The 14647-nt window shown below is 63.1% G+C and carries 17 protein-coding genes; 7 read left to right on the top strand and 10 right to left on the bottom strand.

What is annotated here, in order from left to right:
* Positions 1 to 96: 96 nt before the first annotated feature.
* Positions 97 to 414 (bottom strand): hypothetical protein, encoded by a 318-nt coding sequence (locus tag ACH196_RS24955; RefSeq protein ID WP_396649629.1) that lies wholly within the window; start codon positions 412 to 414, stop codon positions 97 to 99.
* Positions 415 to 841: 427 nt separating this feature from the next.
* Between ACH196_RS24955 and ACH196_RS24950 the strand changes: the two genes are divergently transcribed.
* Complete coding sequence (locus ACH196_RS24950; protein ID WP_396649628.1) at positions 842 to 1126, top strand: glycine zipper 2TM domain-containing protein; 285 nt, start codon at positions 842 to 844, stop codon at positions 1124 to 1126.
* Between the two features lie 189 nt (positions 1127 to 1315).
* Here the strand turns inward: ACH196_RS24950 and ACH196_RS24945 are convergent, their stop codons facing one another.
* Entirely contained in the window at positions 1316 to 2266 is a 951-nt protein-coding gene (locus ACH196_RS24945; RefSeq protein ID WP_396649627.1) for a LysR substrate-binding domain-containing protein, read from the bottom strand.
* A gap of 233 nt (positions 2267 to 2499) precedes the next feature.
* On the opposite strand from ACH196_RS24945, the gene ACH196_RS24940 reads away from it, so the two are divergent.
* The gene (locus ACH196_RS24940) at positions 2500 to 2697 is read left to right on the top strand and encodes a hypothetical protein (protein ID WP_396649626.1); all 198 of its coding nucleotides are present in this window, start codon (positions 2500 to 2502) and stop codon (positions 2695 to 2697) included.
* 21 nt (positions 2698 to 2718) lie between these two features.
* Here the strand turns inward: ACH196_RS24940 and ACH196_RS24935 are convergent, their stop codons facing one another.
* Positions 2719 to 5778, bottom strand: a complete 3060-nt coding sequence (locus ACH196_RS24935) for a calcium-binding protein (RefSeq protein WP_396649625.1) — start codon at positions 5776 to 5778, stop codon at positions 2719 to 2721.
* 895 nt (positions 5779 to 6673) lie between these two features.
* On the opposite strand from ACH196_RS24935, the gene ACH196_RS24930 reads away from it, so the two are divergent.
* The gene (locus ACH196_RS24930; RefSeq protein WP_396649624.1) at positions 6674 to 7279 is read left to right on the top strand and encodes a LytTR family DNA-binding domain-containing protein; all 606 of its coding nucleotides are present in this window, start codon (positions 6674 to 6676) and stop codon (positions 7277 to 7279) included.
* 103 nt (positions 7280 to 7382) lie between these two features.
* Positions 7383 to 7745, top strand: a complete 363-nt coding sequence (gene yidD / locus ACH196_RS24925) for a membrane protein insertion efficiency factor YidD (protein WP_396649623.1) — start codon at positions 7383 to 7385, stop codon at positions 7743 to 7745.
* 71 nt (positions 7746 to 7816) lie between these two features.
* On the opposite strand, the gene purQ is transcribed toward yidD, so the two are convergent.
* The 6 genes from purQ to purC are packed head-to-tail and all read right to left on the bottom strand — an operon-like array spanning position 7817 to position 10433.
* Positions 7817 to 8485: a phosphoribosylformylglycinamidine synthase subunit PurQ gene (purQ, locus tag ACH196_RS24920; protein ID WP_396649622.1), complete on the bottom strand. Its 669-nt coding sequence runs from the start codon at positions 8483 to 8485 to the stop codon at positions 7817 to 7819.
* Positions 8486 to 8510: 25 nt separating this feature from the next.
* Positions 8511 to 8771 carry a hypothetical protein gene (locus ACH196_RS24915; protein ID WP_396649621.1) on the bottom strand — a complete coding sequence of 87 codons (261 nt, stop codon included), beginning with the start codon at positions 8769 to 8771 and terminating at the stop codon, positions 8511 to 8513.
* A 3-nt stretch (positions 8772 to 8774) separates the two neighbouring features.
* A complete protein-coding gene (locus tag ACH196_RS24910; protein ID WP_396649620.1) occupies positions 8775 to 9074 on the bottom strand; it encodes a hypothetical protein in 300 nt (99 codons plus the stop codon).
* Positions 9071 to 9328, bottom strand: a complete 258-nt coding sequence (locus tag ACH196_RS24905; protein ID WP_396649619.1) for a hypothetical protein — start codon at positions 9326 to 9328, stop codon at positions 9071 to 9073. Before ACH196_RS24905 ends, ACH196_RS24910 begins: the two co-directional genes overlap by 4 nt.
* A 20-nt stretch (positions 9329 to 9348) precedes the next feature.
* Positions 9349 to 9591, bottom strand: coding sequence for a phosphoribosylformylglycinamidine synthase subunit PurS (purS, locus tag ACH196_RS24900; RefSeq protein ID WP_396649618.1), 243 nt, complete (start codon positions 9589 to 9591; stop codon positions 9349 to 9351).
* A gap of 50 nt (positions 9592 to 9641) precedes the next feature.
* On the bottom strand, positions 9642 to 10433 hold the full coding sequence (gene purC / locus ACH196_RS24895; RefSeq protein WP_349006003.1) for a phosphoribosylaminoimidazolesuccinocarboxamide synthase: 792 nt from the start codon (positions 10431 to 10433) through the stop codon (positions 9642 to 9644).
* Positions 10434 to 10704: 271 nt separating this feature from the next.
* Here purC and ACH196_RS24890 point away from each other — a divergent pair, with 271 nt between their 5' ends.
* Complete coding sequence (locus tag ACH196_RS24890; RefSeq protein WP_396649617.1) at positions 10705 to 11025, top strand: DUF1476 domain-containing protein; 321 nt, start codon at positions 10705 to 10707, stop codon at positions 11023 to 11025.
* Between the two features lie 112 nt (positions 11026 to 11137).
* A complete protein-coding gene (locus ACH196_RS24885) occupies positions 11138 to 11917 on the top strand; it encodes an HpcH/HpaI aldolase/citrate lyase family protein (RefSeq protein WP_396649616.1) in 780 nt (259 codons plus the stop codon).
* Here the strand turns inward: ACH196_RS24885 and ACH196_RS24880 are convergent.
* A complete protein-coding gene (locus ACH196_RS24880; protein WP_396649615.1) occupies positions 11914 to 13134 on the bottom strand; it encodes an MFS transporter in 1221 nt (406 codons plus the stop codon). The two genes, ACH196_RS24885 and ACH196_RS24880, sit on opposite strands and share 4 nt — an antisense overlap.
* Positions 13135 to 13204: 70 nt before the next feature.
* On the opposite strand from ACH196_RS24880, the gene ACH196_RS24875 reads away from it, so the two are divergent.
* Positions 13205 to 14170 carry an AraC family transcriptional regulator gene (locus ACH196_RS24875; RefSeq protein ID WP_396649614.1) on the top strand — a complete coding sequence of 322 codons (966 nt, stop codon included), beginning with the start codon at positions 13205 to 13207 and terminating at the stop codon, positions 14168 to 14170.
* The last annotated feature ends 477 nt before the right edge of the window (positions 14171 to 14647 follow it).

Below are 14647 nucleotides of genomic sequence, written 5' to 3'. Positions count from 1 at the left end.
TACCAGGCAGCCGGCATGAATGGCCCACGGCAGGATGCCACCGCCTTGGGGGGCATCCGACGGGATGGGAGTGGCGAAAGGATCACCCTGAACAAATCATCTTCTGATCCGGCGCACATCGACCACACGGCCATTGTGCGCGCTCACGGCGATTTCAAATCGCCTGCCGCCGCGCCAGGCCCGATAGACGAGGAACCGGCCGCGGCAATCGACGCGCCGGATGTCCCGAAAACCACGATTGCGCAGGATTCTCTCGCCGCCCCGGCAGGTGATCGCCCGGCCATTGTTCAGGCTGGTGCCGATGGTCAGGTTGATCGTGACTGCCTGCGCTGGTGTCGGCAGCGTCAAGGGCATGACAAGGGTGAGAGCGAGAGCCAGGCAAGCGAACAAGGGACGATGCATCATATCCTCCATGACGCGTTTTGAGTGACATCAAGTCGTCAAGGCACGGTTGTCAAGGAGATGCCGGAACGCGCTTCAAAGTCGGGACAGACTGCCCACGATTTGGATTCTGTGCTCATGACTCTTCCGCGTCGAGGATTAGGTTGGCCGGCACATGCAGTCTGCCGGGCGGGCGTCGGTATCCGGCGTCATGTTGGCCGCGTGGAAAACCGAATCTGGAACCGCCGTTGTTTTTTTCCTCCGCTCCGATGCAACTCCGATCGACGCGGAGACTTATGCCGAATGAGATTGCGCGAACGATTCTTGCCAGACTCAGCATGTCGAATTGACGACGGCGACCGCTTTCGGCGGTTGATGGCTCAAGGCGAGTTCGAATCGCGTGCACTCACGCTATAGTTTGAGATCACTTCTTGGGCGGGATTGTTTAGGAGAAATGCAAATGACCAATCGCAAAACCATCATCACCGCCGCTTTGCTCGCTGTCCTTCTGGCAGGCTGCGCGGCGACCGAGCAGGAACAGCGGGCAGGAACGGGTGCCCTGATAGGGGCCGGCGCGGGAGCGTTGGCGGGACAGGCAATTGGCCGCAACACGGCGAGCACCGTGGTCGGGGCCGGAGCAGGGGCCCTTCTCGGCGCAGTCGTCGGCACTGCCACCACACCACAGTCTTCGCAATATTGTCGTTATCGGCGTCCGGACGGCACGATCTATACGGCTCGCTGCTGATATCTGACGGAAAAGCCAGGGCGCGGAATTCCCTTCGGGCAATGCCTCGCGCGCCGCGCATCGGGCGCAAAAGATGGTTTGTGTCGAATGGCTTGTGCCGTCGGGCGGAACCTGGCGGCCGCGCCGACATGGCTGATGCCGGAAGAAGCCCGTGGCCAGGGTGGCGGCGCGCAACCAAGGGAGCCAGGCTCAGGCGATGATCTTGGAGCCGCGCGCTGCCCCGGCGATCTTCGGTCCGGTCGCCGCCGCGCTCTTCCTGAACTCCGCCCTTATCCATTCGGCGAAGCGGCTGGCCGGCTCGCTGAGGGCTTTCAGGTCGCGCGAGGCCAGCCAGTAGGCGCCGGCGGCGATCCTGGTCTCGAACGGCGTGACCAGGGCGCCGGAAGCCAGGTCGTCCTCGGCCAAAAGCATGCAGCCGAGCGCGACGCCGTGGCCGCGTAGCGCTGCCTGCAGGACAAGCGCCATGTCGGCCAGCAGGGGGCCGCGCGCCGCAACAAAGCTTTCCGGGGCGCCGGCCGCCTTGAACCAGCGGTCCCAGTAATGGCGGGTCTCCTCGTGCAGCAGCACATGCTGCCGCAAGTCCTCGGGCGCGGAAAGCGCCGTCCCGGATTGCAGCAGGGTCGGCGAAAGCACTGGCGTGTCGAAAACCTCCGCCAGCAATTCGGCATCGGTATCCGGCCAGGACGTGTTGCGCGCGCTGTAGCGGATCGCCAGTTCGGCGCCGTGACCGTGGAAGTCGATGATGCGCGGATCGACATCGATCAGAACATCGATGTCGGGATACAACCGCCGGAACATTTCCAGCCGCGGTATGAGCCAGCACGCGGCCAGCGACGGCTCGACGCTTACCTTCACCGTATCGGGTGCGCCGACAGCCATGATCTCGTCCAGCCGGCGGTCGATCGCGTCGAAACTCGTGGTCAATTGGTCGAGGAGGCGTGTGCCGGTTTCGGTCAGAACGACCTTCCGGTGCAGGCGCTCGAACAGCGGTTTTGCGAGAAGGCTTTCAAGCTCGCGGATCTGCCGGCTGATTGCGGCCTGCGACACAAAAAGCTCATCGGCCGCGCGGCTGAAGCTCAGATGCCGGCCGGCGGCCTCGAAGCTGCGCAAGGCGGTGAGCGGCAGGCGTCCGCGTTTCATCTACGGCCTGCCGATATTCAGGTCATGATGGCCTGCAAACGGCGCTTTTCTGCACTTCCGATGCTCATGTTCGTACACTGCGCTTCGGTTCTCGAAAACCGCCATTTTCGGCTCGTCCTGACCTGAATCTCGGCAGACCTTAGCATAACCTCAAGTCATCCGAAGGCGAAATTATACTCGTTTGAGGGCGAAGGCCAGCGGTGGTCCAATCATGGCCAGAAGGAGATTTGGCCATGAACGCCTATCTGGACATTTTCAGCGATGTGCTTCGCCTCGTGACATTCCAGCAGCGGCAGCGTCCGATGCGGCGGGAATTTTTCGAGCCCGACGGTGCATTTCCGGGCAGGGTGCGCCAGTCCCGCCCGACCTGGACCGGCGCTGCGAACCATGCCAACCACGAGTCTGCCGGCGGGACGTTGCCGGGACGCTGACTGATCGCCTGGACGCTTGCCTCAGATCACCAGAAAATCCGAAGCGGTGAGGGCAGGGGCGCCGGCCAGCGCGGCGAATTTTATATTGCCGAAGGCTCCCCCTGAGCCATCCGCGTCGTAGTAGAGATTGCCGGTAGCGGAATTGTAGATGATCCGGTCGTCGGCATCCTTCGGGGCGGCGGCGATGTCCTTGAACGCAGAGGCGGCAAGCGCGCCCGTGGCGGCCAGCGCGGTGAAGACCGCGTTGTCGATGTGGATCAGGTCGGCCGCAACGTCGTAATCGGTGATCGTGTCGACATTCGTGGCGTCGTCGAGCGCCGTATCGAACACCAGGATGTCGTTGCCGCCGCCGGTTGTCAGCGTGTCGTTGCCGCCCTTGCCATTGATGGTGTTTGCGCCGGCATTGCCGAAGATCGTCTGGCCGAACTCATTGCCGGTCAGGTTGATGGCCGCGGTGCCGTTGACGCTGGTCGTATTGAGCTTTTCCACTTCGATGCCGGTGGCAAGGGTGTAGCTGACATTCGTCGCGACCTGGTCCAACGTGCCCTTGCCGGACGCCTCGACAATGACGTCGCCGGCATTGTTAACATAATAGAGGTCGTTGCCGTCCCCTCCAGCCATGGTGTCGGCGTCACTGCCGCCATCCAGCGTGTCGGCCCCGGTGCCGCCGGTCAGCGTGTCCGCGCTGCCGAGGCCGAAAAGTGTGAAGCCGGTGTCGGCCACCGTCATCACGTCGGCGAAGGCGGAACCCTTTATGGCCTCGATGTTGACCGCGCCGTCGCCGACGGCGCCGCCGGCGCCCTGCAGCACCGTGCCCACCTGCGTGATCACGATGCCCGAGGTGGCCGTGCTGTAGTCCGCCGTATCGAAACCTTCGCCGCCGTCGAGGATATCAGCGAAACCGGCTCCCACCAGAGTATCGTTGCCGCCGCGACCGGAAGCCGTGCTGACGGAGCCTGATATCTCCAGCCGGTTGTCGTTGTCGTCGCCGAGGAGGTCCGCGCGGTTGGTGCCCTGATAGGTGACGTTTTCGATCGAATCCAGCGTGTCGCCGGCCGCCGCCTGGCGGTTGAGCGACGCATCCTCGAGATCGACCAGGAGATCCGTCGTGCCCGACGCGTTCAGGTAAACGACCGTGTCGGTACCTTCGTCGCCGTAGAAGGCGTTGACGCCGCTGTTGGCCTTGAAGATGTCGTTGCCGGCGTTGCCGTGCGCCTCGGCCCAGTAGGAGAGCGTGTCGTTGCCGGCACCGGCAATGATGTTCTCGACCCTGACAAGATAGTCGGAGCCAATATCGGCGCCCGACGCAACGGTCGTGCCCGTCGGGCGGGCCGCGACGATATCCGACACGGCGTAGGCATAGTCGACCGTATCGATATTGTTGCCACCGTCGACGGTATCGTTGCCGGCGCCCGGCAAGAGAATGTCGTCATTGTCGCCGCCGTAGAGCGTGTCGGCGCCGCCGCGCCCGTCGAGCGTGTCGTTCCCGTCGTCTCCGGTCAGAACGTTGGCATTGGCGTCGCCGCGGATGACGTCGCCGTTCCAGGTGCCGATGACGTTCTCTATGCCGGAGAGTTGGTTGAGATAGACGCCCTGGGTCTGGTTGACCGTGCGCTCCAGGTCCACATCCACGCCGGAAATCGGTATCAGGTAGCTGGCAGTGTCGATGCCGCTCCCGCCATTCAGCGTGTCGAGGCCGCTGTCGCCCTGCAGGAAATCGTCGCCACCGCCGCCGTTCAGCGTGTCATTGCCAAGCCCGCCATAGAGCGTATCGTTCTCGCCGTCGCCATAGAGCGTGTCGACCTCGGTGCCGCCGAAAAGCGTGTCCTCGCCTTGCCCACCGCGCAGCGTGTCGTTGTCGGCGCCGCCATCGAGCGTGTCGCCGTCGTCCTCGCCGCGCAGGACGTCGTTGCCGCCCAGCCCGTTCAGGATGTCGCCGCCGTCGCGGCCGTACATCGTATCGCCCTTGCCGGTGCCGTCGATGGTGTTGCCGCTCGAGTTGCCGGTCGCCGTCATGGCGGCGGTCCCGGTGTAGTCGAGAATCTCGATGTTGACGGGCATCGTATAGACGGCACGCGCGGTCTGGACCGTATCGGTGCCGTCGCTGAGGAGCTCGTTGACGAGGTCGCCGCTCTCGACGCCGACATAGGTGTCGTCGCCGTCGCCGCCCGACAGAATGTCCGCCTGGCTGCCGCCGATCAGCGTATCGTCGCCATCGCCGCCGGCGAGGCTGTCCACGTCGGCACCACCGTCCAGCGTGTCGTCGCCATTGCCGCCGGTGATGATGTCGTTGCCGCCATTGGCGTCGATACGGAAATTCTCCCAGGTGTGGGCGTAGAACGGACTGTCGACGGAATCGACTTCGATATTGTCGGCGAAGGCTCCGCCCTCCACATGCGCGGTCACCGCGCTGCCGCCGTCATATTTTCGGCTTTCGATGGTCACGTCGTTGGCTGCGCTCACCAGGAGCATCGACTCGATCCCGGCCATCGAGAACGTGAACGTCCCGGCCGAGAGCATCACCAGCGTGTCGTAGTCCGCGCCGCCGTCGATGGTGTCGCCGTCGATCTCGGCCACGGTGCCGGAGAAATCGTCGTCGTCATCCCCGCCCAACGCCTCCTCGATGCCCGAACCGAGGTTAAAAATGTCGTCGCCCTCGCCGCCGGTGTATTTGCTGCCGCTGCCGCCGCCGCCGATCGTGTCGTCCCCGTCCTCGCCCTCGATCAGGATCGGCAGGGCCGAGGTCACGTCGGATGCGTCGATTTCGTCATTGCCGCCGCCGGCGCGAATGATCAGGCGGTAGATCGCCGTTCCGGGTGTCGATGTGACCAGGCTGTCCGGGATTTCGACGATGTCGGTAAAATCGTCGAAATACAGGAACTCGACACTGCTGACATTGGCGAAATAATTCGAGCCGGTCCAACCAAGGACCTGCACGCCGGAGAAGTGGATCTCGTCGGCCGCGGTTCCGCCAGCAATGATATCCGTGGGAGAAAGCTCGAACGTATCGAAGTAGTAGTTGTTGACCTGGTTCGGCCCGATGAAAATATCGAGCGACGTGGTTCCGTAAAAATTGGCCATGGGATTTCACCCTCCGGACCGGCAGTGCTTCGATCGCACCAGCTTCGCAGGTTCCTCCCCGCGTGATTCAGGACGGTGCCGCCAAAGTGGCGGACTGTTGCCGAACGGCCAGCACCCCACCGAAGGTCGCGCCCGAAGAATTTAGTCCAAACCGGCGCGGCCCTCCGGGTTTCCGGACCCGCGCGGATCGCCTCTCCAAATGACAAACGGAATTGTCGTGGATCGTTTCATCTCGCTCTGGCGCGGCGGTGCCTGCCACGAGGCGGAGTGTCGTCCGCCGCGATCTTCTCTCCGCCAAGCCTGCCCGAGGCGTCATATGGCAAACGGTCCGGCACTCTGGTGGCAATATCGGGCTGCGAATCCCGGACCCTGAATCTCGTCGCCAGAAGAATCGTGTCAGCATAGCCTTGGAAATACCATCGCAGCATGGTCCGCTCCCTGCCGCCGCGTCGAATGCCGGGAGGAGGCCGACGCGGCTGGTCTGGGATATGTCGAGATTCAGGTGATGCCGGCCTGCAAATGGCGAATTTCTGCGCTTCCGGTGCTCACGTACCCAAATGTACGCTCCGCTCCGGTTCTCGAAATCCACCATTTTCGGCTCGGCCTGACCTGAATCTCGACACACCCTGGTTGTTGATGGCGCAATTGAATATTTGCAGAATGTCCGCGCCATCGAACTTCCGCGAATTCTTTCGAATATTCGCGAATTCGGAGGACTGGAAATTTCACGATGCGTGAATTTCGCATTCTACAGGGATGGCGCCGGCGAGTGGCGATAGACGGGGCACTGATCATCCTATTGACGTTGACCGGTCCATTCGGGACTTTCGTCGACCTGCCAGCCCCGCTTAGCCTGGCTTACTGGATCATCGCGGCCAGCGGCGTCGGCCTGCTGATGCATGTCGGGGTGAGCGCGGCATTGGCGGCGCCGTGGCTGGCTGAGTGGCCGCGCCTGCCGCGCATCGCGTTGGGGTGCATGCTCGCGGCCTTTCCCGGCGCGGCGCTGATCGGCATCCTGGAAACAGTGATGCGTTACAACGATGCGGTGTTCGATCATTATCTGTGGTTCTGGTTCTGTGTGGCCGGCATCGGCTTTCCCATCTCTCTCGTCCATTACGCGAACTTCGGAAGGCGTCCGGCGATGCCGCTTCCCGCTTCGAATGAGGAGGCGGCCGAAGTTCGCTTTCTCGGCCGGCTGCCGCGCGAGGCCGGACGGGAGATCATTTCGATTTCGATGCAGGACCACTATGTGCGGGTGACGACAAGCCGGGCCTCGGTGATGATCCTGATCCGGTTCGCCGACGCGGTCGAGGAACTCGCGGGCTATCCGGGCGCGCAGGTGCATCGCTCGCATTGGGTGGCGAGCGGCCGGGCGAAGCGTATCCTGCGCGAGAAGAACCGGACCATGATCGAGCTTGTCGACGGCCGGCGTCTGCCCGTGAGCCGGCCCTATCTGGACGAGGCCCGCAAACTGGCGAGCGCGGATGCTACGGCTTCCTGAACAGCGGGTGGAAGGATGTGGCGCGGCCGCGGCGGCGCCCTTGCGGAGCGCGGTGCGGATCGACATCTTCTGCTTATGTCAAACGCTCCGTGCCCCTATCGCCGTGCCGCATAACCCGCACAGCCACGACCATGGCGTGCCGGGGAGGGGGCGGAACTGGCTCGGCCCCTGGCGCAGGACGCCGGGGCGGCTTTTGGGCACGTCGTTCGTGCGACTCTACCAGTTGACGCTGTCGGGTTTCGTCGGCAATTCCTGCCGTCACCTGCCGACCTGTTCGGAATATGCCTATGAGGCGATCGCCCGCCACGGCCTCTGGGCGGGCGGCTGGATGGGCCTGTTCCGGGTGATGCGCTGCGGCCCCGGCGGCACCAGCGGCATCGATAACGTGCCGGAGCGATTGGCGGTGCGCTACCGATGGTTCTTGCCGTGGCGATATTGGGGAATCGGCAAGAGAAGGGGGCTGTGAGAAGGGTTCAGGTGAGGGAAAGAACGCTGCGCGGCGTCCATTTCACGCGAATGCCGCGACATTTCAGTCGGTCACGCGGCGATGCCCAGCGCGCTTTCGAAAAGCCCGCGTCCGTCGATACCGCCATGCGCGGCTTCGATCAAATCTTCCGGATGCGGCATCAGGCCGAGCACATTGCCATCTTCATTCATGATGCCGGCGATGTCGTTGATCGAGCCGTTCGGGTTCGTGCCGTCGGCGTAGCGGAACACCACCTGGCCGTCGCCCTCGATGCGGGCGAGCGTCTCGGCATCGGCGAAATAATTGCCGTCATGGTGAGCGACGGGCGTGCGGATGATCTGGCCGGGCGCATAGTTGCGCGTGAACAATGTGTTGGCGTTGGCCACCGACATTTTCACCTCGCGGCAGACAAACTTCAGCGACGTGTTGCGCATCAGCGCGCCCGGCAACAGGCCGGCCTCGAGAAGGATCTGAAAGCCGTTGCAGACGCCGATCACCGGCACGCCCTTTTTCGCCTTTTCGGCGACCGCTTGCATCACCGGCTTGCGCGCGCCGATCGCGCCGCAGCGCAGATAGTCGCCATAGGAAAACCCGCCGGGGATGACGATGAGGTCGACGTCCGGGATTTCCGTCTCGGTCTGCCAGACGGTAACCGGCGGCTTTCCGGAAATCTTCGTCAGCGCCGCGATCATGTCGCGGTCGCGATTGAGGCCGGGGAGGAGGACGACGGCGGATTTCATTTCAAGTTAGACCCTCAGGCGCAATTCACTTTTTAGCTTGGCGTTGCACCCATCGCGCAACGCTCCGCAGGGCGACGGATAGTGACAATGTAAAGAGAAGCGTCAACCCGCCGAGAACTCCCATACCCCTCTTTTCGCCAAAAAGCAGGTCGGTCCAGTCCCTACTAACTCGAAACCAATCGCGAAAGAAGACCGCTGTAAGTAGCAAACCCACGACAAGCACGATAAAGGCCAACGCCTGCACTACGTGGCCGAAAACAATTGCCACCTTTTCAGTTGCGGTCATACTCTAGCTCGCCGCGGAGCGCCTGTTGATACATTCGTATCCACCAGGGCGCGTTGGTTCGGCGAGTTGACGGAGATCGAGGCAGCGTTCGATGCGCTCCAGCCGGCCGTCCTGGCGGTCCAGGCGACGGTTCATGCCGACGAGCGCCTCTTCGGCACCGGTCATCCGTTTCTTCAATTCACGCACGTCGAACTTTACGTCCGACAGGTCGGAGTAGACCTGCTTGAGTGTCTCGTAAATCAGGTCGTTCGTCACTTCCGCCATGCCGGTTCCAATTTTCGCTGCTGGCTGAAGTCCGTTCATGTGCTCGGATCGAAAGGGCGTTGTGGTTCCGCGAGTTCGCGCAGTTCAAGCCGGCGTTCGATGCGGTCCAGCCGGGCGTCGTGACGCGCCATCATGCCATAGATGTTGTGAATGTCGTTTTGCATCGACAGGATATGCCCACGGATCGAGATCAACTCCTGCTTGATCTCGCCCTGTCCGTCCTTGAGAAGGCGAACCTCGTGCTGAAGGCTCTTCAGCACTTCGAAAATCAGTTCGTTCGTGACTTCCGCCATCGCGCCCTCCGGGCACAACCTCAGGTAAGCGTCACACTATAGTTCTCGATCACCGTGTTGGCCAAGAGCTTCTCGCACATGGCCTTCAGGTCGGCCTCTGCCTTCGCCGTGTCGCTGCCCTCAAGCTCAACGTCGAAGACTTTTCCCTGGCGCACCTGGCCGACGCCGGAAAAGCCCAGCGTGCCGAGCGCGCCCTCGATCGCCTTGCCTTGCGGGTCGAGCACGCCGTTCTTGAGGGTGACGGTGACGCGGGCCTTGATCACGAGACAATCGTTCCTTGCAGAAATACTGAAATGGCGGGGAGGGCAGCCGCTCAGTGCGGCTTGCCCTTGCCGTTGCCGGAGGCGACGAGGATCGGGCCGGTCGGGCGCGGCGGCTCGTTCTCGTTCATGATGCCGAGCCGGCGGGCGACCTCCTGATAAGCTTCCACCAGTCCGCCCATGTCGCGGCGAAATCGGTCCTTATCGAGCTTGTCCTGCGTCGCCACGTCCCACAGCCGGCAGGAATCCGGCGAGATCTCGTCGGCGACGACGATGCGCATCATGTCGCCCTCGAACAGGCGGCCGCATTCGATCTTGAAGTCGACGAGCTGGATGCCGATGCCCATGAACAGGCCGGACAGGAAATCGTTGACGCGGATGGCCAGCGCCATGATGTCGTCGATCTCCTGCGGAGAGGCCCAGCCGAAGGCGGTGATGTGCTCTTCCGAGACCATCGGGTCGTCCAGCGCATCGGCCTTGTAATAGAACTCGATGATCGAGCGCGGCAGCACGGTGCCTTCCTCGATGCCGAGGCGTTTAGCCAGCGAACCGGCGGCGATGTTGCGCACCACCACTTCCAGCGGGATGATCTCGACCTCCTTGATCAACTGCTCGCGCATGTTGATGCGGCGGATGAAGTGGGTCGGGATGCCCATCCGGTTCAGATGGTTGAAGATGTGCTCCGAGATGCGGTTGTTGATGACGCCCTTGCCGTCGACGATCTCGTGCTTCTTCTTGTTGAAGGCGGTGGCGTCGTCCTTGAAGAACTGGATGAGCGTGCCCGGCTCCGGTCCCTCATAGAGGATCTTTGCCTTGCCTTCGTAGATTCGGCGGCGATTTTTCATAGCGGTTTCTCTGGATTGACTGGAAGGCGGATCATACCCGTACCCTCCGACTCGCGCGACCGGGCGCGCGATGATGGGTTTCAACGGCGGTCTCTAACGCAAAGCGGACATTTCCTCAATCGGCATTTCCCTGCAATCAACGGCTTTCGGGCGCGATTTGCCGCAGCGCAGCATGCTTGCCCGTATTGACCCCAGCGCAACGTTTTGGTTTGTGCGGACGAACCCCTTATATGGGATCGACGGAACAGAATTCCCAGCCGGAGGAACAGCCATGACCAGCATGAAAGACCGCGAGGAAGGTTTTGAGCGCAAGTTCGCGATAGACGAGGAACAGCGCTTTCGCGCGACCGCGCGCCGCAACAGGATGCTCGGCCTCTGGGCGGCCGAAAAACTCGGCAAGTCAGGCGCCGACGCTGATGCCTATGCCAAGGATGTGGTGGTCTCCGACATCGAGGAAGCCGGCGACCATGACGTGCTGCGCAAGGTAAAAGGCGACTTTGACGCCGCCGGCGTCGACCAGTCGGAACACCAGATCCGCCGCACCATGGACGAGCTGATGGCACAGGCTCTCGAACAGGTCAGGAATAGTTGACCGCAGTCCTGACTGGACCAATCCGACCGCCCGCTTTGACGGGCGGTTTTTCTTTGCCTTTTCGCCGGCTTCCGGGCCAATCTCCGCGCCAACAGATTTTGAGGAGAGAGCAATGTCGCTGAGAGACCGGCTGGCCGCCGACGAGGTTGTTGTCACGGCATGGTCGGGCGTGCCCGATCCGCTCACCGTCGAGATCGTGGCCGCCCAGCCATTCGACGCCGTGACGCTCGACATGCAGCATGGCGGCCATCACGAGGACAGCGTGCTGCGCTCGGTCGTGCCGGTGAAGCGCGCGCAAAAGCCGGTGCTGGTGCGCATCCCGGTCGGCCGCTTCGACATGGCGAGCCGGGCGCTGGATTTCGGCGCCGACGCCGTCATCGCGCCGATGGTGAATTCCGTCGAGGACGCCCGCCGTTTCGCCGCCGCCATGAAATATCCGCCAATCGGCGAGCGCTCGTGGGGTCCGACCTACGCGCTGCCGCGCGACGGCAAGACCTCGATGCAGGCCTGGCTGGAACAGAGCAACAGGCGCACGCTCGCCTTCGCCATGATCGAGACGCGGCAGGCGCTGGATGCCCTTGACGATATCCTGGCGGTGCCAGGCATCGACGCCATCTTCCTCGGCCCCTCGGATTTCTCGATCGCCTGGAGCCGCGGCAAGACCGTCAATTCCATGCTGGAAGACATGATGGAGACGGTGGCCTCCGTCGCCGCCCGGGCGCGGGCGGCGGGAAAATTCACCGGCATCTACGTCGTCGACGCGACGATCGCCGGCCGCTACGTGAAGATGGGCTACCGGCTGCTCGCCACTGGCGGCGAGGGCCAACTGATCGCGCTCGGTGCCGAAAAGCAGCTCGGCGCCATCAAAGGCTCGATCGGGCAGGGCGGCTAGACCGCCCGCGGCAACGCCTTGCCGCCCAACGAAAGCACCAGAAGGGCGCCCATGAGCATGGCTGCTCCGGCATAGATGAAGGCGCCCGGCGCGCCGAACCCGTCGACGATGAGCCCGCCGAAGATCGCGCCGCCGGCGATCGCCACCTGGAAGGCGGTGACCAGCAGCCCGCCGGCGCTTTCGGCCTCGTCGGGCGCGGCGCGCACCATCCAGGTTTGCAACCCGACCGGCAGCATGCCGAAGGCAAAACCCCAGGCGGTGACGGCGACCGCCGAGACCCAATCCGTCGCGCCGAAGGTCACCAGGGCCAGCGCCGTCGCGGTGATGACCAGCGCGCCGGTGCCGATATTGGCCTTCAGGCTGCGCTCGATCAGGAAACCGCCGAAGAGATTGCCGAAAAAGCCGCCGATGCCGAAGGCCAGCAGCGTCAGCGAGATCGCCTCCACGTCGAACACCGGCACCTGCTCCAGGAACGGCCGGACATAGGTAAAGCCGGCGAAGTGCGCCGAGGCGATCAGCAGCGTGGCGGCGATTGCCATGCGCACGCTGGTCCGCCCCAGCAGGCCAGCGAGAGCGGCCAGTCCGGGCGAACCGATGGGCGGCAGTTTCGGAATGGTCAGCATTTGCACCACCAGCGTCACCGCCGCGACGATGCCCGCCAGCCCGAAGGCGGCGCGCCAGCCCCACAATTCACCGATGTAGGCGCCGACGGGAGCGGCACAGACGGTGGCCACCGACACGCCGGTGAAGACGATCGACATGGCGCGCGGCATCAGTTTTGCCGGCACCAGCCGCATCGCCATGGCGCCAGCCATCGACCAGAAGCCGCCGAGCGCGACGCCGAGGATGACGCGCGCCACCAGCAGCATGGTGAGGCCAGAAGCGGTGGCCGCCAGAATGTTGGAGACGATCAGCAGCAGCGTGAACGTCCACATGACCAGCCGGCGGTCGATGTTCTTCGTCACGATGGCAATGGTCGGCGCGGCGATGGCGCCGACGACAGCCGTGGCGGTGACCGCCTGGCCGGCTGCGCCGTCAGTGATGCCGAGGTCGCCGGCGATGCGGGTCAATAGGCTGGCCGGTAGAAATTCGGCGGTCACTAAGCCGAACACGCCAAGGGAGAGCGAAACCACGGCGGCCCACAGCGCCTCCGTTCGTTCGGCGGTATCATTGGCCGTGGAACCCGCCTCTTGAGCGGCGGCGAGGGAATCGGTCATGGAAACACTCCTTTTGTGCACCGCAAGATAAGGAGTGACCGTCTGGAGTTTCCATGCTAGAAGAGCCAAAATGCTTGACCATTCGTCCAGACTTGTGCCGGCAGGCGTCAACGATCCGCTGACCGAGATGCTGCGCGGGCTGCGGCTCGACGGCGTCGACTATGGCCGCTGCCAGATGACGGCGCCCTGGGGTATCCTATTCCCGGCGCAGGAAGCGGCGCGCTTTCATTTCATCGGCCGCCGCGGCTGTTGGCTGCTGACGCCCTGCAAGCAATGGGTGGAACTGAAGGAGGGCGACGCGGTGCTTTTGCCGCGCGGCGCCGAACACATTTTGGCGAGCCAGCCGGATGTGACGGCGCTGCCGATAAAAACCTACGAGGTCAAGCCGATCTGCGGCAACGTCTTCGACGTCTGCGGCGGCGGTGAGGGCGAGGTGACGCTGCTGTTCTGCGGCAGCATGCATTTCAACGTCGACAGCCTGCACCCGCTGCTCAGCATGATGCCGGACGTGATGTGGGTGCATGAGTTGGCCGCTATCGAGCCGAACATCGCTTTTCTCCTCGAAGCGATGGCGCGCGAGGTGACGGTGGAGCGCGTCGGCGCCGGTGGCATGCTGGCGCGGCTGGCCGACGTGCTGGCCGCCAGCATCATCCGCGTTTGGGTGGAGAAAGGCTGCGGCGACGCCAGCGGCTGGATCGCCGCGGTACGCAATCCGGATGTCGGCCGCGTGCTGGCGGCGATCCACCTCCAGCCCGACCGCGACTGGACGGTGACCGCGCTGGCGCGGCTGATGGGTGCCTCGCGCTCGGGTTTTGCCGAACGTTTCGCTTCAGTCGTCGGCGAGACGCCGGCGCGCTACGTCGCCCAGGTGCGCATGCACCAGGCGCGGCAATGGCTGGTACGCGACCGCATGCGCATTTCCGTGGTGGCAAAACGCCTCGGCTACGATTCCGAGGCCTCCTTCAGCCGCGCCTTCAAGCGCGTCATCGGCGCGCCGCCCAGCCATTTCAGGGCGGGCGAGGCGGCGGCTTTATGAGGGGTTGCCCGCCACGGCCACTGCTCGCGAAATATCCCGTCTAGCGTGCAGGACTGAGCGCAATGTTCTTATCGGGCATCAATTCCGTATTTCTCACGGATGAACCGCATTATGATATCCACAAACTCGTCGACGGCATCTTCCCCGTCGCGTCGCTCGCCTAATATCTGACATATGAAGGTAGGCCAGGCGAATGGCCCGTCGCATTGGTCATAGTTTTTCAGGAGCCACTCTCTGAATCCGTGTGTGATTTCTGCCTTGCTTCCTGCATCAAAGCCTAAGACAAAGCCCAAAATACTCTCCAGGCTTTTCGTATTTACGTACATTCCGCGATAGGATAGGCATTTTAGGAAATACTCTAGGTGGCCGTTATTCATATTCGAATCCAAAGCTTGCGACGGATTGATGCGAGAGTACAATTTATGAAGGAAACTATCCGATACTTATACGCTGGAAGCGTATTATGTCCGGTCGTAT

The organism is Mesorhizobium sp. IMUNJ 23232 (assembly GCF_044326205.1).
Classification (GTDB): Bacteria; Pseudomonadota; Alphaproteobacteria; order Rhizobiales; family Rhizobiaceae; genus Kumtagia.
This window is presented reverse-complemented; position numbering and strand designations above follow the sequence as displayed.